A 23,466-nucleotide genomic window follows, 5' to 3' on the forward strand; every position below is an offset into this window, starting at 1 on the left:
CCGCCACGGGCTCGGCCGCCGGTGCACCACCGCGCCCCGGCCCTCGACCGCCGCGTCCGCCGCCGCGACCGCCTCGGCGCCCAGCAGCCGGCGACCGGCCACGGTCCGCCGCTGGTGGGCGTCGAACGCGGCGGCCACCTCGGTGTCCAGCGGGTCGGCCGGGTCCAGCTCCACCCGGCCGGACACCGACAGGGTCAACAGCGCGGGTAGCCCGGCGGTGACGCAGGCGCCGGCCAGGTCGTCGACCTCCTCGGCGGTGAGCAGGTCGAGCAGCGCCGAGCCGGTCACCAGGGACGTGCCGGCGAAGTCGGCCGAGGTCAGCTCGGTCAGGTCACGCCGCACGGTCACCGCAGGGACCGGCAGGCTGGCGGCCGCGTGCCCGAGCAGCGCCAGGTCGCGGTCGGTGAGGATCCAGTGCTGGGGGTTGGGCAGCCGGGGCGCGAGCCAACGGCCCATCGACCCGGTGCCGCAGCCGAGGTCGCGCACGACCAGCGGACCGGTCAGCTGGTCACGCAGCGGTTCGAGCAGATCCTCGCTGCGCGCGGCGGCGTCGGCGGCCTCCCGCAGCGCCAGCCACTCTGGTGCGAACTCGGTGTGCACGGTCCTCCACTCGGGTCGACTCCCTCCCACTAAACACGTCCACGGTCACCAGGAAGTTCATCGCGCGATAGAACCGTTCGGGTAGTAGGGACGTATGGAGGGCGAGACCACGAACTCAGGAGGATCGCGTGGCCCTACTGACAGCGTCCCCAGCGCGCACCCTGGTCGCCGCGGCCTGCGCCCAGGCGCTGCTGCTCGGCCTGCTGGCGGCGCTCGGCGCGCTCGGCCAGGCAGGCTGGCTGGCCGGACTGGTGTACGGCGTGCTCGGCGCGACCGCGCTCATCGTCGCGAGCAGGCGGTTCGACGTCGCGTCGTTCGGCCCGGCCGACCTGGTGACCATCGGCAGAGCGGTCCTCGTCGGCGGGGTGACCGCGCTGGTCGTCGACGGCTCGGCGCCGGTCGCGCTGCTGGTGGTGGTCACCTCGGTCGCGCTCGCGCTGGACGCGGTCGACGGCCGGGTCGCGCGGCACACCAACACGATCTCGGCGTTCGGCGCGCGGTTCGACATGGAGGTCGACGCGTTCCTGATCATGGTGCTGAGCGTGCACGTGGCTGGCGACCTCGGGCCGTGGGTGCTGGCCATCGGCGGCATGCGGTACCTGTGGGTGGCCGCCGGGCGGGTGTTCGGCTGGCTGCGGGCGCCGTTGCCGCCCAGCCTGCTGCGCAAGACCGTCGCGGCGGTCCAGGGGGTGGTGCTCGTCGTCGCGGCGTCCACGCTGCTCCCACCGCTGGGCTCCGGGCTGGTCGTCGGGCTGGCGCTGGTGGTCCTGCTCTGGTCGTTCGGCCGGGACCTGGTGTGGCTGCGCGCCCAGCGGGTCGTCGAGGTCAAGGAGCGGACGCCGTTACGCCGGTTCACCGGGCGGGTGGCCACCGGGCTGGCCTGGGTGCTGGTGCTGTTCGCCCTGCTGGCGCCCAACGACCTCAGCCTGTTCACGCCGGCGACGTTCCTGCGGCTGCCGGTCGAGGCGATCCTCATCGCCGGCATGGCGGTGGTGCTGCCGCGCAGGCCCCGGCTGGTGATGGCGGTGGTGGCCGGTGTCGGCCTCGGCCTGCTGACGATCATGAAGTTCTTCGACATGGGTTTCTACGAGACCCTGGCCAGGCCGTTCGACCCGATCTTCGACTGGACCTTCCTCGGCCCCGGGGTGGAGTTCCTGCGGGACTCGATCGGCGCGTTGGGCGCGAACCTGGTCGTGGTCGCGGCGGTGGCGCTCGCGATCGGCGTGCTGGTGCTGATGAGCTGGGCGGTGCTGCGGATGTCGCGGGTGGCGGTCGACAACCGCATGCGCGCGGCCCGCGCGGTCACCGTGTTCGGCCTGGTGTGGATGATCTGCGCGATGTTCGGCGTGCAGATCACGGACAACACGCCGGTGGCCGCCCGCAGCGCGATGTCGGCGGCGTATCAGGACGCGCGCCAGATCCGGGCCGGGCTGCTCGACCCGATGGCCTTCGCCAAGGAGGCCGCCGACGACGACTTCCGGCACACCAGGGGCAGCGACCTGCTGACCGCGTTGGCCGGCAAGGACGTGCTGGTGACCTTCGTGGAGAGCTACGGTCGGGTGGCGCTGGACGACCCCGAGATCTCATCGGAGATCACCGCGCTGCTCAACGACGGCACCGACCGGCTGCGCGGCGCCGGCTTCGAGTCACGCAGCGCGTTCCTCGAGTCGTCGACCTCCGGTGGCGGCAGCTGGTTCGCGCACGGCACCCTGCAGTCAGGGCTGTGGATCAACAACCAGCAGCGCTACGACGCCCTCACCGCGGGCGACCGGCTGACGCTGTCCGGTGCGTTCCGGCGGGCAGGCTGGCGGACGGTGTGCGTCGCGCCGCAGATCACCAGGGACTGGCCGGAGGCGGAGTACTTCGGCTACGACCAGGTCTACGACGCCAACAACGTCGGCTACCAGGGTCCGCAGTTCGCGTACTCGAAGATGCCCGACCAGTTCGCCATGGCGCACTTCGAGCGGACCGAGCGCGACCGGCCGGACCGGGCGCCGGTGATGGCCGAGCTGGACCTGACCTCGTCGCACTCCCCGTGGGCGCCGCTGCCGTCGATGGTCGACTGGGACGAGGTCGGCGACGGCTCGGTGTTCGACCCGCAGCCGGCCGAGTCCACGCCGTCCAAGGAGATCTGGCCGGACCCGACGAAGGTCAAGCACGCGTTCGGCGACGCGGTCGAGTACTCGCTGGAGACGCTGATCTCCTACGTCGAGACCCACGGGGACGACGACCTGGTGCTGATCATGCTGGGCGACCACCAGCCGGCGCCGATCGTGGCCGGCAAGGACGCGCCGTGGGACGTGCCGATCTCGATCATCACCAGGGACCAGGCGGTGCTCGACCGGATGGCGTCCTGGGAGTGGCAGCCGGGCATGCTGCCGTCGCCGACCGCGACGGTGTGGCCGATGGACACCTTCCGTGACCGGTTCCTGCGCACGTTCAGCCCCCAGTCGGACCCGGCCCGCTCCGCCGCCGGCCACGAGGCGGGCTGACCAGGGGGTTCACTCGCGGCGGTTCACTCGCGGCGGCGGGGCCTGCCGAGCAGGCGCCTGCCGGCCTCCAGGAGGTGGCGGCGCAGCTCGTCGTCGGTGAGGTCGGCCAGGGCGGGTGAGCCGCCGGCCAGGGCGATCCCGAGCATCGCCACGTGTGCGGCGACCTTCGCGGCCGGGTCGCTGTCCGCGTCCCCGTTCGCAGCGCCGTTCGCAGCGCTGTTGGCACCGCACAGCAGGTCGGTCAGGCACTCCTTGACGTTCTCGCCGTCGTGCAGGGAACGCTCCAGCGCCCGCGCCACCCCGGGGTCGCTGGAGAACACCGCGGCCAGTGCCCGGTGCTCGACCACCAGCTCGACGATGCCGGCGAGCACGTGGTCGACCTGGGCCCCCCGCCGCCGCAGCGCGGAGGCCTCCTTGGCGATCGTGCCGAGCTGGCGCAACGCGGGCTCGGCCACCGCCTCGGTGATCTCGTCCTTGGTCCTGAAGTGGTAGTACACCGCCGCCTTCGTGACCCCGAGGGCATCGGCGATCATCTGCAGCGAGGTGCCCTCGACCCCGTGTTGGGTGAACAACGCGAGTGCCGTCTCGAGCAACCGGTCGCGGGTGTCGCCCGCGCGGGCGGCGACCGTGGTCACAGGCGTCATCGGACCTCCTCGCTGAGAAATCCAGCATACTCTCTCAGCTTGTCGATCGACAAGTGCCCAACTTGCCGTGCGGCAAGTCACATACTTGCCGATCGGCTTGGCGCGCGCTTGCCGTTCGGCTAGCTTCGACAGGGATCGAATCCGAGCGAAGCCCCGGGAGTTTGTGGTGGCAACATTCCTCTACCGGCTCGGCCGCGCGTCCTTTCGGCGCCGCTGGCTGGTCACCGGTATCTGGACGGTCCTGCTGATCGTGTTCGGCATCGGCGCGGTGGGGCTGTCCGGCCAGCTGTCCAACGCGGTGTCCATCCCGGGCACCGAGGCGCAGCGGGCCATCGACCACCTCAAGTCGACCTTTCCCGAGGCCGGTGTCGGCGGCGCGACCGGCCGGGTGGCGATCGCCGCCCCCGAAGGCCAGACGCTGGCCGAGCCGGCCAACCAGGTCGCGGTCGGCAAGGTCGTCGCCGCGCTGGGTGACGCGCCGGAGGTCACCCAGGTCGCCGACCCCTTCCAGACCGGGGCCATCTCCCCGGACGGGCGGGTCGCGCTGGTCCAGGTCGGCTACGACCAACAGGCCTTCGAGCTGACCGACGCCGACCGCGAGGCGCTGCTGGCGACCGCGGCCGTCGGTGAGCGGGATGGCCTGCTGGTCGAGATCGGCGGGGACGCGGTACGCGGCGCGCCGGAGACCGGCGCGACCGAGATCCTCGGCGTCGCGGTCGCCGCGCTGGTCCTGGTGATCACCTTCGGCTCGCTGCTCGCGGCCGGGCTGCCCCTGCTCACCGCGCTGGTCGGCGTCGGCGTCGGCATGGCCGGCATCACCGCCGTGTCCGGGTTCACCGAGCTCAACGCCAACACCCCGGTGCTCGCGCTGATGATCGGGCTCGCGGTCGGCATCGACTACGCGCTGTTCATCGTCTCCCGCTACCGCAGTGAGCTGGCCGACGGCCGCGACCACGAGCAGGCCGCCGCCAGGGCGACCGGCACCGCGGGCTCCGCGGTGATCTTCGCCGGCCTCACGGTGATCATCGCGCTGGCCGGGCTGACCGTCATCGGCATCCCGTTCCTGGCCCAGATGGGCATCGCCGCCGCGATCACCGTCGCGGTCGCCGTGCTGATCGCGCTCACCCTGCTGCCCGCGCTGCTCGGCTTCGCCGGCGACAAGGTGCGCGGCCGGCTCCCCGGTCTGCGTGGCGGGCCGAAGCCGGGTGCGCCCAGCATGGGCGAGCGGTGGGCGCGGTTGGTCTCCCGGCACCGGGTCTCGATGCTGGTGGCGTCGGTGGTGGGGCTGCTGGTGCTGGCCGTGCCGGCGATGAGCATGCAGCTCGGCCTGCCCGACGACAGCACCGCGGCGCCGGACTCCGGCGAGCGCAAGGCCTACGAGCTGGTCAGCGACTCCTTCGGGCCAGGGCTCAACGGCCCGCTGGTGGTCGTCGTCGACGTCGCGGACAGCCGGGACAAGCAGGCCGCGGCCGCCACGGCCATGCAGCGGATCGACGAGCTGGACAACACCGGCATGGTCACCCCGCCGCGGTTCAACCCGGCGGGCGACACCGCGCTGCTCAACGTCATCCCGGACACCGGCCCGAGCGACCCGGCCACCGAGGACCTGGTCGCCGACATCCGCGACGCCGCGGGCGGACTGGCCGACGACACCGGCGCACGGCTGTCGGTGACCGGGCAGACCGCGGCCAACATCGACGTCTCCGACCGGATGTCCGACGCGATGCTGCCCTACCTGCTGTTGGTCGTCGGGCTCGCGTTCCTGTTGCTGATGCTGGTGTTCCGCTCACTGCTGGTGCCGCTCAAGGCGACGCTGGGCTTCCTCGGCTCGGTGGCGGCGACCTTCGGCGCGGTGGTCGCGGTGTTCCAGTGGGGGTGGCTGACCGACCTGCTCGGCGTGGAGAGCACCGGGCCGATCATGAGCATGCTGCCGATCCTGCTGATCGGTGTCCTGTTCGGACTCGCGATGGACTACCAGGTGTTCCTGGTGACCAGGATGCGCGAGGAGTACGTGCACGGCGCTCCCGCGGAGGAGGCCGTGATCAGCGGTTTCCGACACGGCGCCCGGGTGGTCGTGGCCGCCGCGCTGATCATGACCAGCGTGTTCGCCGGGTTCGTGTTCGCCGAGGACACGCTGATCCAGTCGATCGGCTTCGCGCTCGCGGTCGGGGTCGCGGTGGACGCGTTCGTGATCCGGATGACGCTGGTGCCGGCGGTGATGGCGCTGCTCGGCCGCAGCGCGTGGTGGCTGCCCCGCTGGCTGGACCGGTTGCTGCCCAACGTGGACGTCGAGGGCGAACGACTGGTCGAGCCCCCACGCGACGAGCAGCCCGACCGCACCCCGGTGCCGGTCTAGGGCCCTGAATGGGTCATTGGGGACGCTCACCGTCCCCAATGACCCATTCAGGGCATCAAGCCGGCGCGGAGGGTGTTGACCCTGGCCAGGGCGTCGCCGAAGGCGGCGGGGTCCAGGGTGCCGTCGGCGAGGGCGGTGGCCAGGGCGGTGGCCGCCGCGTCGCCCTGGTCGACGTCGCGGGCCGAGGCCAGGATCAGGTCCGCGCCCGCCTGTGCGGCCAGTATCGCCCGGTTGCCGGTCGAGCCGTAGTCGCGCAACGCGTTGGCCTCCAACGCGTCGGTGATCGTGACCCCGGTGAACCCGTTGCGGGCACGCAGTTCCCGCTCGATGACCACAGTGGACAGGCCGGCCGGGCGGGCGCCGTCCACCGCCGGATACACCGCCCAGGACAGCATGACGAGCTTCGCGCCCGCCGAGATCGAGGCCTGGTAAGGAGCTTCGTGCACGGTGCGCAGGGTGTCGAGGTCAACGGGCAGGGTGACCGGTTTCTGGTCGGTGTTGTCGGTCGCGTCCGCCGGGCCGAGCCCGGGGAAGTGCTTCACCGTGGCCGCGACGCCCGCTGCCTGCTGGGCGCGCACGTAGTTCGCCCCCAGCGTGGCGACCACCGACGGGTCCGAGCTGAACGACCGCTCGTAGTTGTCCATCAGGTCGCCCGGCTCGTGGAACACGTCCAGCACGGGCGCGAGGTTGACGTTCAGCCCGACACCCGCGAGGTTCTCCCCCGCGCCGCGCCCGGCGTCGGTCGCCGCCGCGCCCGGGTCCGCCGACAGTCCGACGTCCTTGTGCGACAGCGCGGGCTCGCCGGGCAGCCGGCGGATCAGCCCGCCCTCCTGGTCGGTCATCAGCAACAGCGGTTCGCGCACCGGGCTCTGCGCGGCGGCAGCCCGCAGCTGCTCGACGACCGCGGCGATCTGCTCGGCGCTGGACACGTTCTCACCGAAGAAGATCACCCCGGCGGCCTCGCCCGCACGGATGCTGGCCAGCAGGCTCGCCGGCGGCACCAGCCCCGGATACGAGTAGACGACCCGTTGACCGGCGGCCTGTCTGGCGAAGGCGAGCTCGGCCACGGTGGCGTCGCGCTCGGCCTGGCCGCTGGTCACCGCGACCACCCCGAGTGCGACTATCCCCGCCAGCAGTCGGAAGCTCAGTCCTTGGCGCATGAGTTCGAGAGTAACTCAACAATGCAACAGACCGTAAGTTTCTAACTACCTCACGGTACGACCACGACCGGCCAGCGACCGGCGCGGATCAGCCTGGTGGCCACCGAGCCGGCGATGCGATGCCCCGCGCTGGTGGACGCGCCGACCACCACGGTGTCGGCCTGGCACCGGTCGGCCACCTCCCGCAGGCTGGAGTACGGGTCGCCGTAGCGCACGACGAACGTGACCGCGACGCCCAACTCCTCGGCCCGCTCCCGCACCTCGTCGCGCAACTCCGCCCGCAGCAGGGTGAACGTGCGCTGCTCGAAGGCCATCGCCGCACCGCTCAGCGCGAGTGCGGAGCAGGTGCCGATCAGCGCGACCAGCAGGCGGTAGCCCTGGCGCCCGGCAAGGCCGAACGCGTAGGCCGCCGCCCGCATCGCGGTGTCCGAACCGTCGACGCCGACCATGATCGTGTTCGGTGCGGTCGACCTCGGCCCGAAACGCTCCACTGTGGACTCGAACACGCCGGCGGGTTCGGGGTCCATGCCGTATCGCTCCCCTACCTCGTGATCGGGTCGTTGACCGGCTGGTCCTGCTTCTTGGTCTCCTCGAGGTCGATCGTGTTCCGCAGGGTGACCGGCTTGAGCAGCAGTGCCGCGATCAACCCGACGAACGCGGCCCCGGCGGCGATGATGAAGATGTGCGCGGTCGCGTCGCCGTACACCACCCGCACGATGTCCTGCACCTGCGGCGGCAGCGCGGCCAGATTCAGCGCGCTGGTGTCCCCGCCCTGGGTCAGGCCCTGCCCACGCATCGCGGTGGTCAGGTCGGCGGTGACCCGGTTGGCCAGCACCGCGCCGAGCACCGACACGCCGATCGTGCCGCCCAGCGAGCGGAAGAAGGTCACCGACGCGCTCGCCGCGCCGAGATCGCGCAGCGGCACCGAGTTCTGCACGATCAGCACCAGGTTCTGCATCGTCATCCCGACGCCGACGCCGACCAGCAGCATCGCACCGGACACGATGACCAGCGAGGTGTCGTGGTCGATCGTGCCGAGCCCGAGGAACCCGAGCACCAGGACGACCGCACCGGTCACCACATAGGGCTTGATCCGCCCGGACCGGCTGATCATCCGGCCGGCCACGGTGGAGGCCACCAGCACGCCGGCCATCATCGGGATCGTCAACAGGCCGGCCTCGGTCGGCGAGTAGCCGCGGCCGATCTGGAAGTACTGGCCGAGGAACACCGCCCCACCGAACATCGCGAGCCCGACGGCGAGACTGCCCAGGATCGCCAGCGACGCGGTCCTGGTGCGCACGATCCGCAGCGGGACCACCGGTTCGCGCACCCTGGACTCGACCACCGTGGCCGCCGCGAGCAGCACCACCCCGCCCCCGGCCATCGCCGCGGTCTGCCAGGACAGCCAGTCGAACGAGTTGCCGACGAAGGAGACCCAGATCAGCAGCACGCTGACCCCGACCGCGATCAGCCCAGCGCCCGCGTAGTCGATCTGCACGTCGTCCCGGCGGACGGTCTTCAGCTTGAGGGTCTTCTGCAGCACGACGAACGCGATGACCGCGATCGGCACGCCGACGAAGAAGCACCAGCGCCACCCCAGCCACGGCACGTCGACGATCAGCCCGCCGAGCAGCGGCCCGCCGACCGTGGCGACGGCCATCACCCCGCCGAGGTAGCCGTTGTAGCGGCCGCGTTGCAGCGGCGGGATGATCGCGGCTATCACGACCTGGACGAGTGCCTGCAGGCCACCGACGCCGAGGCCCTGCAGGGCGCGGAACCCGATGAGCTGCTCGGCGTTCTGGGCGAACCCGCTGGCCACCGAGCCGAGCACGAAGATCCCGATGGCGACCTGGACGAGCGTCTTCTTGTTGAACAGATCAGCGAGCTTTCCCCAGATCGGGGTACTCGCGGTGGCGGTCAGCAACGTCGCGGTGACCACCCAGGTGTACTGCGCCTGCGAGCCGTTGAGCGAGCCGATGATCAGCGGCAGGGCCGTGGACACCACGGTCGAGCTGATCATCGCTACGAACAGCACCAGCAACAGGCCGGAAAGCGACTCCAGCACCTGGCGGTGTGGCATCGGCTCGCTGCCGACCTCCGCCGTGGCCTGTGGTCTGGCCTCACCCATCCCCTCGGTCCTCCTCCTGGGTTGACGCCCGATTTGCGCATTGGGCAAAATTGCTCACAAGGAATCTAACACGAGCGGATAGGGTGCTATTCCGTGGAGCCCGTGAGCACTCTGCGTGAACGTAAGAAAGCGGCGACGAGGAAGTCGCTGCACGAGACCGCCCTGCGGCTGGCGGTGGCGCGCGGGTTGGACGGCGTGACCGTGGAGGACATCGCCGACGAGGTGGGAGTGTCCCGGCGCACGTTCTCGAACTACTTCGCCAACAAGGAGGACGCGGTCCTGCACGCCGACCGCGAGCGCACCCGGCGGCTGCTGGAGCTGGTGCGCGACCGACCGGCCACCGAGCACGCCTGGACGGCGCTGCGGCACAGCGCGGTCCAGCTGTACGACCGGCGGGCCCAGCGCGCCCCGGAGTGGGTGGCCCAGCTGCGGTTGCTTCGCCGGCATCCGTCGCTGCTGGCCAGGCAGGCAGCCGACCAGTTGGCGCTGGAGCACGACCTGGTCGACGTGCTGGTGGCGCGCGGCCTGGCCGACGTGGAGCTGGCCAGGTTGATGGCGGCGACGTTCCTGGCGGTGGTGCGCACGGCGGGCACGCTGTGGTTCGAGAGCGCGGGCGGGGTGCCGCTGCCCGACCTGGTCGACCGGCTGCTCGACCGGGTCCGGTTCGCCTGACCAGGCTCAGGCGATGTGCTCGTCCGGCCGCCGGTGGTAGCTGTTCACGTACTCCTGGCGGGACAGCTCCTGGATCGCGGCCATCACCTCGTCGGTCGCCGCCCGGCGCGCGCGCAGGTTGTGCTCGGTCCAGCCGGAGAAGTCCATCGGCTCGCCGAACCGGACGGTGACCTTTGCCGGTCGCGGGATCCTGCCGCCACGCGGCATCAGCCGCTCGGTCCCGGTGAGCGCCACCGGCACCACCGGCGCGCCGGTGGTGAACGCCAGCACCGCCACCCCGGTGTGCCCCCGGTAGAGCCGGCCGTCCAGCGACCGGGTGCCCTCGGGGTAGATCGCGAACACCCCGCCCGCGTTGAGCACCTGTTGGCCCGCGTTCAGCGCCGCCAGCCCGGCGTGCGCGTTGCCCCGCTCGACCGGGATGTAGCCGAGGCCGGACATCGCCACGGCCATCAGCCGGCCGCGCACGCCACGCGCGGTGAAGTACTCCGCCTTGCCGAGAAACCGCACCCGCCGGCGCACCACCAGCGAGATCACCGCGGTGTCGAGCACCGCACGGTGGTTGGCCGCCAGGATCACCGGGCCGTCGACCGGCACGTTGGCCAGGCCACGCACCGTCGGCCGGTAGACCAGCCGTGCCAGGGGGGCCAGGACATAACGGACTAACTGGTGCAGCACAGGTCTCTCCCGGTCTCGGACTACCGACCAGCATGCCACGCCGGCCGGTCACCGATCCGGGACACGAGCGATCCACGGCTCGCTCACGGCTGACCGTCAGGGCTCCACATCGGGGCGTTCGGCGGCGAGCTTGCGGTCAAGGCCCTCGCCCTGCTCCTGCTCGCTGGGGGTGGTGCCGAAGCGGTCCGCGCCCGACCAGTGCTCCGGCGGCTCGATGCCCTTCTCCAGCGGGTCGACGCCGAGCTCGTCCTCGTCGGTCCCCTCTGCGGTGTTCAACGTGGCCGGGTCCCATGCCTGCTCGGCAGCATCATCACCAGCATCATCACCAGCATCGTCAGCCATCGCGCCGGTCCTCGTCGTCGGCGGGCACCGGCAGGCTCTGGTCGTGCAGATCGGCCGAGTCCGCCTCGGCATCCGCGGTCGCCGGCGGCTCCTGCTCGGTGTCCGTTCCGGTGTCCGCGCCGACCTCCCGGGACTGCTCGAGGATGTCGGCCTCGTCCGCACTCGGCTCGGGGTTCACGCGGGGTCACCGGTCCACTGCAGCAGCGCGACGGTCATGGTCAGCGCGCGCCGCACGGTGTCCAGCCCGGTCAACGGATCCAACTTGCGCACCACGAGATCCAGCTGGAACGCGGCGTCCTCCTGGTTGCCGTTGAGGTCGGCCAGCAGCGCCCGCACCGTCGCCCGCACCGGTGGCGCCAGCTCGTCGACCGACAGCTGGGTGTCGTCCTCGCCGCGCAGGTCGACGGCGAAGGCGATCTCCCCACTGGCCGTGCCCGCGGTGTCGCGCACCGCGGTGGCGGCCACCTGGATCAGCTCGGCGACCACGTCCCGGACATAGGGCCGAAGCTGTTCGCCCTGGTCGGCGACGGTCTCAAGCGCCTTGGACAGGCCATCCGCGTCACTGTCCAGCACACAGTGGACCAGGCGATGCGCGGTGGCCTGGGCAGCCGTTGCTCTACGCATACCGGGGTGCTCCTTCCCTGCCGGTCGCGGTGAGGGTGCCCAGGCCATGCGCTGGCAAACCATGGGGGATCAATCCAGGGGATCAGCCGAAGGAGTTACCAGCGGTACCAGCGACCGGACCCACCGGCGGCCGGGCGACGCATCACGAAGCCGAGCAGCCAGACGACAAGCAGCACACCGGCGACGATCCACAGTGCCTTCATGGCGAATCCCGCGCCGAACAGAGCCAGGACGACGAGCAGCACCAGAATCAGCGGAAGCATGATCGTTAGAGCCTTCTTCCTTGTTGTCGGGCCGGCGGCCAATTCGGTGAACCGCCGACGCCCCACGGCTACCCTTGCCAGACAAGGAAAAACTCGGCCATCTGGCGGGTTTTGCCGTGCCCGCCACGGGTATTGTCCTCCGGTCCTGTACGCCCTACGGGGCGTCGAACAACGCGCTGACCGACTCTCCATTGTGGATTCGGCGCATCGCCTCGGCGAGCGCGGGCGCGATGGACAGCACGGTCAGCTTCGGTGTCCGGTGCCCGTTGGGCACCGGAACCGTGTTGGTGCACACAATCTCGACGACGTCGGGCTGTTCCCCGATGCGCTGCAACGCGCCCGCCGCGAACAGCCCGTGCGTGCAGGCCACCCTGATCGACCTGGCGTCGCGCTCGCGCAGCCGGTCGAGCAGCTCGATCACCGTGCTGCCCTTGGCGATCTCGTCGTCGAGCACGATCACGTCCCGGCCGGAGACGTCGCCGATGATGTCGGAGATGGTGACCTTGTCGTCGGCGAAGCGCTGCTTGGCACCGGCGGCCACCGGCACGTTCAGCAGCCGGGCGAAGTGCGATGCCTCCTTGGCGTTGCCCAGATCCGGCGACACCACCACCGAGTTGGACAGGTCGAGCCGCGTGAAGTAGGCCGCGAGCTCGCGCAGCGCGTGCAGGTGGTCGACCGGCACACTGAAGAATCCGTGCACCTGCGGGGAATGCAGCGTCATCGCGAGCACCCGGCTGGCGCCGGCGGACACCAGCAGGTCGGCCACCAGCCGCGCGCCGATGGAGATCCGGGGGGCGTCCTTCTTGTCCGAGCGCGCGTAGGCGTAGTGCGGCAGCACGACCGTGGTCCGCGCGGCCGACGCGCCCCTGGCCGCGTCGAGCATCAACAGCAGCTCGACCAGGTTCTCCTGCACCGGGTTCACCAACGGCTGGATCAGGAACACGTCCCGCTCGCGGCAGTTGGCCTGCAGCTGGACCTCGAGGCAGTCGTTGGCGAACCGCTCGACCCGGACCGGGCGCAGCGGCACCTCCAGGTGCGCGCAGATCTCCGCCGCCAACTCCGGATGCGCGCTGCCACTGAAGACCGCGATGTCCCGCACGAACGACTCCCCTGCTCGACCAGCCACGCCCGTGGCGCATCGTACTGGTCGGAGCGGGGAGTCGATCGGGCAACGGAGGTCACGTCAGAACCCCGTCAGAACGAGGTCGGCACCGACGGATGGCGCTGGATCTGCAACGCCCCGCGCACGACCACCTCCTTGTAGAAAGCGGCCAGCCTGCCGGTGAGCACGGCCTCGCGCGGGCTGTCATCCCGGTGCACGAACTGGATCAGCCCGTCCTTGCGGCCGAGGCTGATGCACTGGTTGACATACCGGAACCGCATCGGCTTCACCGTCCTGCCGGCCTGACGGGCCACGATCGCCCGCACCGCCTGCTGCGCGACCGGCAACCCGGTGGCGCACGCCATCCGCAGCTCCTGCCCGTCGGCCAGGCGCACCGCGGCCGCGTCCCCGACGGCGTAGACGTCCGGATGCGACACCGAGCGGAGCGTGTCGTCCACGACCATCCGGCCGTGGTCGTCCACCGCGAGGCCGGCCTCGGCGGCCAGCGCCGGCACAGTGAACCCGGTGGTCCAGACCACGAGGTCGGAGGGCACGTGCTCCCCGTCGGCGAGCACCACCCCGTCCGCGCGCACCTCCGCCACCAGGGCCTGGTCCAGGACGTCGATCCCCAACCGGGTGAACACTCGGCGCAGATGCCGCCGGCCGCGCTCGGACAGCCGCTCACCGAGCACGTCGCCGGTGATCAGCCGCACCTTCAACGACGGCAACGACTCGGCGAGCTCGGTGGCCGCCTCGATGCCGGTCAGGCCGCCACCGATCACGGTGGCTGTGCCCGCGGTGGTGGCCCGCGCGCGCAACGCGGCCGCCTGCTCGGCCCCGACGACGGTGTACGCGTGCTCGGCCACGCCGGGGACCGACTCCAGGTCGGCCCTGCTGCCCAGCGCGTAGATCAGCACGTCGTAGGCCAGCGGCTCCCCCGCCGCCACCTCGATCCGCCGCGCCAGCGGGTCGATCCGGGTGACCCGGTCGACGACCAGCCGCGTGCCGGTCCCCCGCAGCAGGTCGGCGAGCTTGCGCTCGCGCAGCTGCTGTCCGGCGGCCAGCTGGTGCAGGCGCACCCGCTCCACGAACCGGTCCCGCTCGTTGACCAGCGTCACGCTGGTCCCGGACTGCCTCGCGGCCAGGTTGGCGGCCACCTGACCCGCGTAACCGGCACCGACAACCACGATGTTGGTCACGGTGTTCGTCATGGTGTTTCTCCCTTCGCGTCGCCTGGTGGACGGGGCGGCGCGACGGTTCGTGACAACGCCCGATGGCGATGCCGGTCACACACGGTACGGTTTTGACAGCCGAAGGAGGAGACAAGACATGCGAGTCGTTGCGGACACCGCCCGCTGTGTTGGCGCTGGCCAGTGCGTGCTGACCGAGCCCGACGTCTTCGATCAGAGCGACGACGACGGCACTGTCGTGTTGCTGACCGAGACCGTCAACGGCGCCCATCGCGCCGCGGTGGAGGAGGCCATCGAGATGTGCCCCAGCCAGGCCATCTCCATGATCGAGGACTGAATGATCGAGGACTGACCAGCGGACTGACCGAGGGGCTCAGAACCGCACGATCGTCCGGCCGCCGCTGCCGAACCGGTCGAACGCCTCGTTCACGCCACCGAGGTCGGTGGTGTGGGTGGCCAGGGAGGCGATGTCCAGCCGCCCCTCGGCCAGTTCGTTGAGCAGCCGGGGCACGTCCACGTCCGGGTCGCTCGACCCGTACACGCAGCCCTGCAGCGTGCGGCCGAACCAGTACAGCTCGAGCGCGTTGAACTCCACCGGGCTCTTGCGGCTGCCGACGCCGATGACCGTCACCGTGCCGCCGCGCCGGGTCGCCGACCAGGACGCGCGGATGGTCGCCGGCTGGCCGACACAGTCGAAGGCGTGGTCGGCGCCTCGGCCGCCGGTCAGCCGGCGGACCGACTTGCTGGTGGTCTCGTCCGCGCGCACGAACTCGGTCGCCCCGTGCAGGATCGCCAGCGCCGCCTTCGCCTCGGTGACGTCCACGCCGATGATCGGCGACGCGCCGGCGGCCCGCGCGGCCTGCAGCACCGACAGGCCGACCCCGCCGAGGCCCATCACCAGCACCGACTGGCCAGGCCGGACCCGCGCCGTGTTGTGCACCGCGCCGTTGCCGGTGAGCACCGCGCAACCGAGCAACGCGGCCTCGGCCAACGGCACGTCGGCCGGGATCGGCACCACACCCTGTTGGGGGACAACGGTTTCCTCGGCGAAGGCGCCGGTCCCCAGGCCCGGGTACACCGGCGTGCCGTCCGCCAGCGTCGCGTAGGGCTGGGCGGCGCGCTCCTCGGCATGCACGCACAGGTACGGCTCGCCCTCCTCGCAGAACCAGCACGCCCGGCACGCGGGCGCCCAGTTCAGCACCACCCGGTCGCCGACGACCACCCGGTCGACCCCGGGGCCGACGGCCACCACCGTGCCGGCGCCCTCGTGCCCGAGTACGGCGGGCATCGTGGGCGCGAGGGTGCCGTTGGCCAGCGACAGGTCCGAGTGGCACACGCCGGCGGCCGCGATCTTGACCCGGACCTGGCCGGGGCCGGGATCGGGGAGCACGATGTCGCACACCTCGAGCGGATCGCCCTGTCGCATCAGCACCGCTGCCCTGACCATCGGTCTCCCTCGGTTCGTCGATCTGCCGGCCGTTTATACCCGTCCAGGATGACTGGCCAGGGCACCGGGGAGCCAGTACCGGTGTCCAGGTCGGTGTCCTACTGGGCGCGTCGCACAAGTGGGACTGTGCCGGAATAGCGGTCCGCGGACGTCCATTCCGGAATTGCGCACCGGGATTGTCGCGTTCGTACAATCGGCCGCGGCGGCCGCCATGCCATGCTCGGTCCTCGTGGCACGATACGGATACCTGGGAACCATGCGGACCAAGCCCGGCGGACGCGACGAGGTGGTGCGCCTGCTGCTGAGCGGTCAGGACGGCCTGCGCGCGGCTGGTTGTGAGCTCTACGTCGTCGGCACCGCCGAGCACGACCCCGACCTCATCTGGGTACAGGAGGTCTGGGGCAGCAAGGCCGAGCACGACGCCGCGCTCCACCAGCCGGCGACCAAGGCCGCCATCGCCGCCGCGATGCCGCTGCTCACCGGGGAGTTCACCAGCCAGGAGATCGACATCGCCGGTGGTCTCGGACTGACCGCCACCCCGTAGGTCACCCGTCGAACAGCGACAGCCGGATGTCCCGCGCCTCGGTGAAGTGCTCCAGTGCGAGCTTCTCCGCGGTGTCGCTGTCCCTGGCGTCGATCGCCGCCACCAACGCGGTGTGCTGGTCGTTGGACCGTCCCCAGCGTCCCGGACTGGACAGCGTCGTCGCCGGGTAGCGGGCCAGGTGCAGGTCCAGCCGCTCCAGCAGGTCGATCAGCGACACGTTGCGGCTCGCCCGCCAGATCGCGGTGTGGAACTGGCGATTGGTCTCGACCATCGCCTCGACGTCGCCCTCGGCCACCGACTCCAGCTTGGCCAGCGCCCGGCGCAACAGCATCAGGTCGTGCGCGCTGCGCCGCTCGGCGGCGAGCCGGGCGGCGGTGCCCTCCAACGCGATCCGGGTCTCGTAGATGTCGAGCACCTCCTCCGGACCGCGTTCGCGCACCACCAGGCCGCGCTCACTGCGCTCGACCAGACCGTCATGCTGCAACTTGGACAGTGCTTCCCGGATCGGCGTTCGGCTGACCTCGCACCATTCGGCCAGCGCGGACTCGACCAGTTGCTGGCCAGGACGCAGATCTCCCGACCGGATGGCTTCCTTGAGCCGCTGGTACGGTGTGATCTTGTTTACCGCTTCCGGCATTCGTACGATAGAACGGCTTGTCCTGGCGGACGCCATGACACATTCTCCCCATCTCGTGCGTCGTGGCGGTTACCCCGGTGTCCGCCGATAGAGGGCATTCTTGGCTGATTTTCGCGAGTCGTCAACGTTTTCCGGCAATTGTGGTCATAGAAATGACCACAATTGTCCTGTCCATTTCGGATCGGTGATAATCATGCGGAAACATATCGTTGTGCGACCGGGCACCCGTCGACCGGTACCGTGCGGGCCATGACCCGGATCGCGTTCATCGGACTCGGCATCATGGGCCTGCCCATGGCCACGAACCTCGTCCAGGCCGGCCATGACGTCGTCGGCTACAACCGTAGCGAGCCGAAGCGGGCCAGATTCGCGCAGGCCGGCGGTATCGCGGCCGACTCGGTGGCCGACGCGGTCGCGGACGCCGAGGTGATCATCACCATGCTGCCGGACTCCCCCGACGTGGCCTCGGTGGTGCTCGACCCCGGCGGCGTGCTGGAGTCGGCGAGCGACGGCGCGCTGCTGATCGACATGAGCACCATCGCCCCGGCCACCGCGCGCACGGTCGCCGAGCGCGCGGCCGAGGCCGACCTGCGCGCGCTCGACGCGCCGGTGAGCGGCGGCGAGCAGGGCGCGATCGACGGCACGCTGTCGATCATGGTCGGCGGCGACCCGGCCGATGTCGCGGCCGCCCGCCCACTGCTGGACGTACTCGGCGCGACGATCGTCCACGTCGGACCGGCCGGCTCCGGGCAGACGGTGAAGGCCGCCAACCAGCTGATCGTCGCCGGCACCATCGAGCTGGTGGCCGAGGCACTGACCTTCCTCGCCGCACACGGGGTCGACCAGCACCGCGCGATCGAGGTGCTCGCCGGCGGGCTGGCCGGCAGCACGGTCCTGGACCGCAAGGCGGCCGGCATGGTGGCCGACGAGTTCACCCCCGGCTTCCGGATCGACCTGCACCACAAGGATCTCGGCATCGTGGTCGACTCGGCGCGCGCGGCGGGCGTGGTGATCCCGCTCGGCGCCGCGGTGGCCCAGCTGATGGCCGCGGCCCGCGCCCAGGGCGACGGCGCCCTCGACCACTCAGCCCTGATCCGCAACGTCCGCCGCCTGTCCGGCCGGGACCAACTGCCCTGAATGCCCCATTCAGGACGCTGAACGTCGCCAATGCCCCATTCAGGGCATCGCAGCCGGCGCGGCGCCACGGGGAAGCGTCCCTGCGGTGCTGGTTGGACAGGACACTGGTTGGACACCGTGATCCAGAACGCGGAAGCTGGGTAGGACAACACTCGGCGGAAGGGAAGCCATGCAGACTCGCCGTATCGGTGACGTCCAGGTCAGCGCCATCGGGCTCGGCGGGATGCCGATGTCGATCGAGGGCAGGCCGGACGAGGCGCGCTCGGTCGCCGCCGTGCACGCCGCGCTCGACGCCGGAATCACGATCTTCGACACCGCGGACGCCTACCACGTGCGCGCCGACGAGGTCGGCCACAACGAGTCACTGATCGCGGGCGCGATCGCCAGCTACGGCGGCGACACCTCCCAGGTGCTGATCGCCACCAAGGGCGGGCACCTGCGCCCCGGCGACGGCTCCTGGACCCTCGACGGGTCGCCGGCCCACCTCAAGCGCGCCTGCGACGCCTCGCTCAAGCGCCTCGGCGTCGAGGCCATCGGGCTCTACCAGTTCCACCGGCCGGACCCGAAGGTCGACTACGCCGAGTCCATCGGCGCGCTGCGCGATCTGCTCGACGCCGGCAAGATCCGCAACGCCGGCGTGTCCAACGCCAGCGTCGACCAGATCGAGCTGGCCAACGAGATCCTCGGCGGCCGGCTGGCCAGCGTGCAGAACGAGTTCTCCCCCGCCTTCCGGTCCAGCGAGCCGGAGCTGACCCGCTGCACCGAGCTGGACATCGCGTTCCTGCCGTGGAGCCCGTTCGGTGGCATCAAGAACGCCGGCGCGCTCGGCTCCCGGTTCGCGCCGTTCACCGAGATCGGCCAGGCGCACGGGGTCGGCCCGCACCAGGTCTGCCTGGCCTGGATGCTGGCCAAGTCGCCGACGCTGATCCCGATCCCCGGCTCGTCGCGCCCGGAGACCATCCAGGACTCGGCCAAGGCGGTCGAGCTGACACTCAGCGCGGCGGAACTGGCCAGACTGGACGGCTGAGCTCAGCCCGCCCTGCCGGCGGAGTCCCGCGCGCGGTCGAGCAGCAGCCGCCGCTCGGCCTCGTTGCGGGTCAGCTCGGCGGCGCGGGTGAACTCGGCGCTCGCCTCGGCGTGCCGGTCCAGCTTGGCCAGCAGGTCGCCGCGCACGCTGGGCAGCAGGTGGTAGTTGGCCAGCGACGGCTCGGTCAGCAGCTCGTCCACGATGCGCAGGCCGGTCGCGGGACCGAAGGCCCGCGACATCGCCACCGCCCGGTTCAGCTCGACCACCGGCGAGGGCAGCACCTGGACCAGCCGCGCGTACAACGCGGCGATCTTGGTCCAGTCGGTCTGCTCCGGCGTGTTGGCCCTGGCGTGGCACGCGGCGATGGCGGCCTGCAGCTCGTAGGCGGCCGGCTGGCCGGGCAGCCGCTCCGCGCGGGCCAACGCCGCCAGCCCTCGGCGGATCAGCAGCTGGTCCCAGCGGGCCCGGTCCTGGTCGAACAGCAGCACCGGCTCCCCGGACGGCCCGATCCGCGCCTTGGCACGCGACGCCTGGATCTCCATCAGCGCGATGAGGCCGTGCACCTCGCGTTCGGCCGGCACCAGCTCGGCGAGCATCCGGCCGAGGCGCATCGCGTCCTCGCACAGTGTCGGGCGCATCCAGTCCGACCCGCCGGTGGCCGAGTAGCCCTCGTTGAAGACCAGGTACACGACCTCGCACACCGACGCGAGCCGCTCGCCGAGCTCGGCGGCGTCCGGCACCTCGAACGGGACCTTCTTCTTCGCCAGGGTCTTCTTCGCCCGCACGATCCGCTGGGCGATCGTGGACTCCGGGGTGAGGAACGCGCGCGCGATCTCGTCGGTGGTCAGCCCGCCGAGCAGCCGCAGCGTCAGCGCCACCCTGGCCTCGGTGGACAGCACCGGATGGCAGGAGATGAACACCAGCCGCAGCAGGTCGTCGCTGATGTTGCTGTCGATGGCGTCGAAGTCCGGCTCGGCCGATGGCGGCTCCTGGGTCTCCAGGTCGCGGCCGATCTCGACGACCTTGCGTTCCAGAGTCTCCCGCCGCCGGAACTGGTCGATCGCCCGCCGCTTGGCGATGGCCATGAGCCAGGCGCCCGGATTGTCCGGGACACCTGACTCCGGCCACTGCTCAAGGGCCGCGACCAGCGCGTCCTGCGCCAGCTCCTCGGCCAACCCGACGTCGTGCACCATCCTGGTCAGGCCGGCGATCACCCTGGCGGACTCGATCCGCCACACCGCCTCGACCGTCCGGTTCGCCTCCAGCGTCGCCACGACCCCATCAGAGCAGAGCCGCGAACACCACGGCAACCGGGTTCAGTTGCCCTGCTTGAGCTGCTCCTCGATCTGCTCCTGCCGCGCGCGCAGCTCCGGGGTGGCCGCGTCGCCGAGGTCGTCGAGGGTGAGCAGCTGGCGGATCTCGATGCGCCCGGGGACCGTCGGGTCCGCCGGCACCCGCTTGATCCACTCGATGGCCTCCTCGCGCGACTTCACCTCCAGGATCCAGAAGCCGCCGACGAGCTCCTTGCCCTCGGCGAACGGGCCGTCGATCACCGTCGGCTGGCCGTCGCGGAACTTGACCAGCGCGCCGTCCGACGAGGGCATCAGGCCCTCGCCGGCGAGCATCACGCCCGCCTTCACCAGCTCCTCGTTGTACCGCGCCATCTCCGCGAAGGTCGCCTCGTCCGGCGCCGGGCCGTCCTCGGTGCCGCGCACCATCACCATGAATCGCATGTCGTTCACACCCCTCGGTTCTGCTCGGTGTCGGCGCGCAGCCGGCGCTCGGTCTCCTTGAGCTCGTCACTCATGTCGTAGTCGTCCAGCTCGCCGACCCGGCGGATCTCCAGCTCGACGTTGCCGTTGCCATCCAGCGTCGGCCAGCGCTTGGCCAGCTCGATCACGTCCTGCAGCGAGTCGGCCTGGACCATCGTGTAGCCCGCGACCAGCTCGGTGACCTCGCCGAACGGGCCGTCGACCACGGTCACCCGGCCGTCGCGGAAATCGACCGCGGCGCCCGTGGACGATGGCGCGAGGCCGGCGCCGTCCAGCAGCGCGCCCGCCTTCATCAGCTCCTGGTTGTAGCTGGACATGGCGTCGAACAGCTCCTCGCTGGCCGGCACCCCCGCCTCGGTGTCCGCGTCCGCCCTGCGGATGATCATGAAACGCAACGGTGTCACTCCCCTTCGGTCAGTTCCGGTGTCAACCAGGCGTCGAACGCACCGACGCCGGATCGACACGTCGCCAAGACTATTTCCCGCCGGCCGCGCGGGCGGCCCGGGCAGCCACTGTGGCCAGCTGGTCCACCAGCTCCGGCGGCTCGTGCGCGCGGAACTCGCACCCGAGCGTGAGCAGCCGGTGAACCAACCATCCGATGGTGTCAGCCGCGCTCTCCCAGCGGCAGTGTCCGGCGTCGATCGGCGTGATTTCCCCGCCGAGGTAGGCCGGCACCGCCTCGGCCGGCAGGTGCAGCGTGACCACCGCCGGATAGGTCGGCACGGTCGAGTACAGCCTCGAGGTGACGACGGTGGCGGCGTCCGCGGCCGGCAGCTCACGCGGGGTGACCCGGGCGCCGGTGGCCACCGGATCGGTGACCCGGTCGAGCCGGTAGATCCGCCAGTCGTCGCGGTCGGTGTCGTAGCCGAGCAGGTACCAGCGACGGTCGACGGCGACCAGCCGGCTCGGCTCGACCTGCCGGCGGCTGGTGGCGCCGTCGCCCGCGCGGTAGGAGAACCGGACCCGCTCCCGGTTGGCGATCGCGGCGGCGACCGTGGTCAGCGTCTCCGGCTCGACGGCCGGGCCCGCGCCGGCCACCGCCACCATGGCCGAGCCCAGCGCGCCGACCCGGTAGCGCAGCCGTGCCGGCAACACCTGCTCCAGCTTGGTCAGCGCGCGCACCGACGCCTCCTCGATGCCGGCGACCGCCTGCCCGGCCGAGGCCCGCAGGCCGACCGCGATGGCCACCGCCTCCTCGTCGTCGAGCAGCAGCGGCGGCATCGCCGCGCCGGCCGCGAGCCGATAGCCGCCATCGGCGCCCATGCTGGCGTGCACCGGATAGCCCAGGTCGCGCAGGCGCTCGACGTCGCGGCGGACCGTGCGCGGGCTGACCGACAGCCGGTGCGCCAGCTCGCTGCCCGGCCACTCGCGCGGGGTCTGCAGCAGCGACAGCAGCGCCAGCAGCCTGCCGGAGGGATCACGCACGCCGACCACGATGCCACCCATCTAGGACACGACCTGACCTATACGGACGTTAGCGTCGCCGGTATGACCACCACGTTCACCTGGGCCCAGGTCTGCGCCAGGCGCCTCGCCCGACACGGGCTGACCAGCCAGTTCACCACCGGTCCCGCCGACGTGGTGGCCCAGGTCGCCGGCACCCACGCGCAGGTCATGTCCGCCGCCGAGCTGTCGATCGGGCTGCGGCTGGCCGGCGCGACCCGCCAGACCGTGCGCACGGCGCTGTGGACCGACCACAGCCTGATCAAGACGTTCGGCCCACGCGGCACCGTGCACCTGCTGGCCGCCAGGGACCTGCCGAGGTGGACCGGCACGCTGGCCACCATCCCGTTCCATGGCGGCCAGCCACCGGAGCACGCCCGGCTGACCGGCGAGCAGACCGAGCAGGTGCTGGCCGCGGTCGAACACGCGGTGGCCGACGCGGAGCTGACCGTCGACGAGCTGTCCGAGGCGGTCGTCGCGGCCTGCGGCTCGTGGGCGGGCGACCCGGTGATGGAGGCGTTCGGCGGCAAGTGGCCGCGCTGGCGCCAGGCCATGCACCTGGCCGGGATGCGCGGCGCGCTGTGCTTCGGTCCCGGCCGCGGCCGCAAGGTCACCTACACCAACCCGCGCCGGCTGATCCCCGGCTTCGCTCCGGCGGCCCCGGCACCGGCCGAGGTGCTGCGCGCCTACCTGCACGCCTTCGGCCCGTCGACCCCGGCCAGATTCGCGAACTGGGCCGCCGCGCCGCCGGCGTGGGCGCGCGCGATGTTCACCGAACTGGCGGACTCCCTGACGGAGGTGGCGGTCGAGGGCGAGCGGGCCTGGGTGTGGCAGGGCGACACCGATCCGCCGGCCGACCCGCCGCGCGGGCTGGTGCTGCTGCCCTACTTCGACACCTACGCCTATGCCGTGGGCAACGACCGGCCGCGGCTCTACCCCGGCCAGGCGGCCACCCGCGCCGCCGGGAACTTCCAGGTGATGCTGATCGACGGCGTCGTGCGCGGCCGCTGGCACCAGCGCCGGTCGGGCAAGAAGGTCCAGCTGACCGTCGAGCCCTTCGGCCGCTACCGCCGCGCCGCGCTGGACGAGCAGGTCGAGCGGGTCGGCGAGATCCTCGAGGCGAAGCCGGAACTGACCATCGGCGAGGTGACCGTCGGCGGCCACGCCTGACCCTGTGGACAACTGCTGGGGCCTGTCGGGCCCCGCCCCTA

Annotated in this window: 26 protein-coding genes; 8 read left to right on the forward strand and 18 right to left on the reverse strand. The window is 71.4% G+C overall.

Features of this window, described 5'->3' with window-relative positions:
* The coding region (locus tag ACYVIP_RS42145) for a class I SAM-dependent methyltransferase (protein ID WP_460406718.1) at positions 1–600 on the reverse strand (600 nt) is incomplete at its 3' end.
* A 128-nt stretch (positions 601–728) separates the two neighbouring features.
* Between ACYVIP_RS42145 and ACYVIP_RS42150 the strand changes: the two genes are divergently transcribed.
* Positions 729–3,092 (forward strand): CDP-alcohol phosphatidyltransferase family protein, encoded by a 2,364-nt coding sequence (locus ACYVIP_RS42150; RefSeq protein ID WP_460406719.1) that lies wholly within the window; start codon positions 729–731, stop codon positions 3,090–3,092.
* A gap of 23 nt (positions 3,093–3,115) precedes the next feature.
* Here the strand turns inward: ACYVIP_RS42150 and ACYVIP_RS42155 are convergent, their stop codons facing one another.
* Positions 3,116–3,736, reverse strand: a complete 621-nt coding sequence (locus tag ACYVIP_RS42155; RefSeq protein ID WP_460406720.1) for a TetR/AcrR family transcriptional regulator — start codon at positions 3,734–3,736, stop codon at positions 3,116–3,118.
* A gap of 166 nt (positions 3,737–3,902) precedes the next feature.
* Between ACYVIP_RS42155 and ACYVIP_RS42160 the strand changes: the two genes are divergently transcribed.
* A complete protein-coding gene (locus tag ACYVIP_RS42160) occupies positions 3,903–6,092 on the forward strand; it encodes an MMPL family transporter (protein WP_460406721.1) in 2,190 nt (729 codons plus the stop codon).
* A 47-nt stretch (positions 6,093–6,139) separates the two neighbouring features.
* On the opposite strand, the gene ACYVIP_RS42165 is transcribed toward ACYVIP_RS42160, so the two are convergent.
* From ACYVIP_RS42165 to ACYVIP_RS42175, 3 genes are read right to left on the reverse strand one after another with little or no spacing between them, the layout of a single operon-like run.
* Complete coding sequence (locus tag ACYVIP_RS42165; RefSeq protein WP_460406722.1) at positions 6,140–7,252, reverse strand: glycoside hydrolase family 3 N-terminal domain-containing protein; 1,113 nt, start codon at positions 7,250–7,252, stop codon at positions 6,140–6,142.
* A 50-nt stretch (positions 7,253–7,302) separates the two neighbouring features.
* Positions 7,303–7,779, reverse strand: a complete 477-nt coding sequence (locus tag ACYVIP_RS42170; RefSeq protein ID WP_460406723.1) for a universal stress protein — start codon at positions 7,777–7,779, stop codon at positions 7,303–7,305.
* A gap of 14 nt (positions 7,780–7,793) precedes the next feature.
* The gene (locus tag ACYVIP_RS42175) at positions 7,794–9,380 is read right to left on the reverse strand and encodes an MDR family MFS transporter (protein WP_460406724.1); all 1,587 of its coding nucleotides are present in this window, start codon (positions 9,378–9,380) and stop codon (positions 7,794–7,796) included.
* A gap of 102 nt (positions 9,381–9,482) precedes the next feature.
* On the opposite strand from ACYVIP_RS42175, the gene ACYVIP_RS42180 reads away from it, so the two are divergent.
* On the forward strand, positions 9,483–10,052 hold the full coding sequence (locus ACYVIP_RS42180) for a TetR/AcrR family transcriptional regulator (protein ID WP_460406725.1): 570 nt from the start codon (positions 9,483–9,485) through the stop codon (positions 10,050–10,052).
* Between the two features lie 6 nt (positions 10,053–10,058).
* Here the strand turns inward: ACYVIP_RS42180 and ACYVIP_RS42185 are convergent, their stop codons facing one another.
* From ACYVIP_RS42185 to ACYVIP_RS42215, 7 genes are all read right to left on the reverse strand, one after another.
* Positions 10,059–10,727 (reverse strand): lysophospholipid acyltransferase family protein, encoded by a 669-nt coding sequence (locus ACYVIP_RS42185; protein ID WP_460406726.1) that lies wholly within the window; start codon positions 10,725–10,727, stop codon positions 10,059–10,061.
* 96 nt (positions 10,728–10,823) lie between these two features.
* Positions 10,824–11,069, reverse strand: a complete 246-nt coding sequence (locus ACYVIP_RS42190; protein ID WP_460406727.1) for a hypothetical protein — start codon at positions 11,067–11,069, stop codon at positions 10,824–10,826.
* On the reverse strand, positions 11,062–11,247 hold the full coding sequence (locus tag ACYVIP_RS42195) for a hypothetical protein (protein ID WP_460406728.1): 186 nt from the start codon (positions 11,245–11,247) through the stop codon (positions 11,062–11,064). The genes ACYVIP_RS42190 and ACYVIP_RS42195 overlap by 8 nt, the downstream gene beginning before the upstream one ends.
* Positions 11,244–11,693: a hypothetical protein gene (locus ACYVIP_RS42200; RefSeq protein WP_460406729.1), complete on the reverse strand. Its 450-nt coding sequence runs from the start codon at positions 11,691–11,693 to the stop codon at positions 11,244–11,246. The genes ACYVIP_RS42195 and ACYVIP_RS42200 overlap by 4 nt, the downstream gene beginning before the upstream one ends.
* A gap of 95 nt (positions 11,694–11,788) precedes the next feature.
* Positions 11,789–11,956 carry a DUF5670 family protein gene (locus ACYVIP_RS42205; protein ID WP_460406730.1) on the reverse strand — a complete coding sequence of 56 codons (168 nt, stop codon included), beginning with the start codon at positions 11,954–11,956 and terminating at the stop codon, positions 11,789–11,791.
* Between the two features lie 154 nt (positions 11,957–12,110).
* Positions 12,111–13,055 carry a ribose-phosphate diphosphokinase gene (locus tag ACYVIP_RS42210; RefSeq protein ID WP_460406731.1) on the reverse strand — a complete coding sequence of 315 codons (945 nt, stop codon included), beginning with the start codon at positions 13,053–13,055 and terminating at the stop codon, positions 12,111–12,113.
* Positions 13,056–13,150: 95 nt separating this feature from the next.
* On the reverse strand, positions 13,151–14,269 hold the full coding sequence (locus tag ACYVIP_RS42215; protein WP_460406732.1) for an NAD(P)/FAD-dependent oxidoreductase: 1,119 nt from the start codon (positions 14,267–14,269) through the stop codon (positions 13,151–13,153).
* 118 nt (positions 14,270–14,387) lie between these two features.
* Here ACYVIP_RS42215 and ACYVIP_RS42220 point away from each other — a divergent pair, with 118 nt between their 5' ends.
* Complete coding sequence (locus ACYVIP_RS42220) at positions 14,388–14,585, forward strand: ferredoxin (protein ID WP_460406733.1); 198 nt, start codon at positions 14,388–14,390, stop codon at positions 14,583–14,585.
* A 36-nt stretch (positions 14,586–14,621) separates the two neighbouring features.
* Here the strand turns inward: ACYVIP_RS42220 and ACYVIP_RS42225 are convergent, their stop codons facing one another.
* Positions 14,622–15,695 (reverse strand): alcohol dehydrogenase catalytic domain-containing protein, encoded by a 1,074-nt coding sequence (locus tag ACYVIP_RS42225; protein ID WP_460406734.1) that lies wholly within the window; start codon positions 15,693–15,695, stop codon positions 14,622–14,624.
* Positions 15,696–15,951: 256 nt separating this feature from the next.
* Between ACYVIP_RS42225 and ACYVIP_RS42230 the strand changes: the two genes are divergently transcribed.
* Positions 15,952–16,239 (forward strand): putative quinol monooxygenase, encoded by a 288-nt coding sequence (locus tag ACYVIP_RS42230; RefSeq protein WP_460406735.1) that lies wholly within the window; start codon positions 15,952–15,954, stop codon positions 16,237–16,239.
* 1 nt (position 16,240) lies between these two features.
* Here the strand turns inward: ACYVIP_RS42230 and ACYVIP_RS42235 are convergent, their stop codons facing one another.
* Positions 16,241–16,876 (reverse strand): GntR family transcriptional regulator, encoded by a 636-nt coding sequence (locus tag ACYVIP_RS42235; protein WP_460406736.1) that lies wholly within the window; start codon positions 16,874–16,876, stop codon positions 16,241–16,243.
* Positions 16,877–17,125: 249 nt separating this feature from the next.
* Here ACYVIP_RS42235 and ACYVIP_RS42240 point away from each other — a divergent pair, with 249 nt between their 5' ends.
* Both ACYVIP_RS42240 and ACYVIP_RS42245 read left to right on the forward strand, forming a co-directional pair.
* Positions 17,126–18,013: a 2-hydroxy-3-oxopropionate reductase gene (locus ACYVIP_RS42240; protein WP_460406737.1), complete on the forward strand. Its 888-nt coding sequence runs from the start codon at positions 17,126–17,128 to the stop codon at positions 18,011–18,013.
* 169 nt (positions 18,014–18,182) lie between these two features.
* A complete protein-coding gene (locus tag ACYVIP_RS42245) occupies positions 18,183–19,040 on the forward strand; it encodes an aldo/keto reductase (RefSeq protein ID WP_460406738.1) in 858 nt (285 codons plus the stop codon).
* A gap of 2 nt (positions 19,041–19,042) precedes the next feature.
* Here the strand turns inward: ACYVIP_RS42245 and ACYVIP_RS42250 are convergent, their stop codons facing one another.
* From ACYVIP_RS42250 to ACYVIP_RS42265, 4 genes are all read right to left on the reverse strand, one after another.
* Complete coding sequence (locus ACYVIP_RS42250) at positions 19,043–20,314, reverse strand: RNA polymerase sigma factor (RefSeq protein ID WP_460406739.1); 1,272 nt, start codon at positions 20,312–20,314, stop codon at positions 19,043–19,045.
* Positions 20,315–20,356: 42 nt separating this feature from the next.
* A complete protein-coding gene (locus ACYVIP_RS42255) occupies positions 20,357–20,773 on the reverse strand; it encodes a YciI family protein (protein ID WP_460406740.1) in 417 nt (138 codons plus the stop codon).
* Positions 20,774–20,778: 5 nt separating this feature from the next.
* Positions 20,779–21,198 carry a YciI family protein gene (locus tag ACYVIP_RS42260; RefSeq protein ID WP_460406741.1) on the reverse strand — a complete coding sequence of 140 codons (420 nt, stop codon included), beginning with the start codon at positions 21,196–21,198 and terminating at the stop codon, positions 20,779–20,781.
* Between the two features lie 88 nt (positions 21,199–21,286).
* Positions 21,287–22,237: a helix-turn-helix transcriptional regulator gene (locus ACYVIP_RS42265; RefSeq protein ID WP_460406787.1), complete on the reverse strand. Its 951-nt coding sequence runs from the start codon at positions 22,235–22,237 to the stop codon at positions 21,287–21,289.
* Between the two features lie 63 nt (positions 22,238–22,300).
* On the opposite strand from ACYVIP_RS42265, the gene ACYVIP_RS42270 reads away from it, so the two are divergent.
* A complete protein-coding gene (locus tag ACYVIP_RS42270; RefSeq protein ID WP_460406743.1) occupies positions 22,301–23,425 on the forward strand; it encodes a winged helix DNA-binding domain-containing protein in 1,125 nt (374 codons plus the stop codon).
* The last annotated feature ends 41 nt before the right edge of the window (positions 23,426–23,466 follow it).

The sequence above is a fragment of the Actinophytocola sediminis genome, assembly GCF_054779715.1.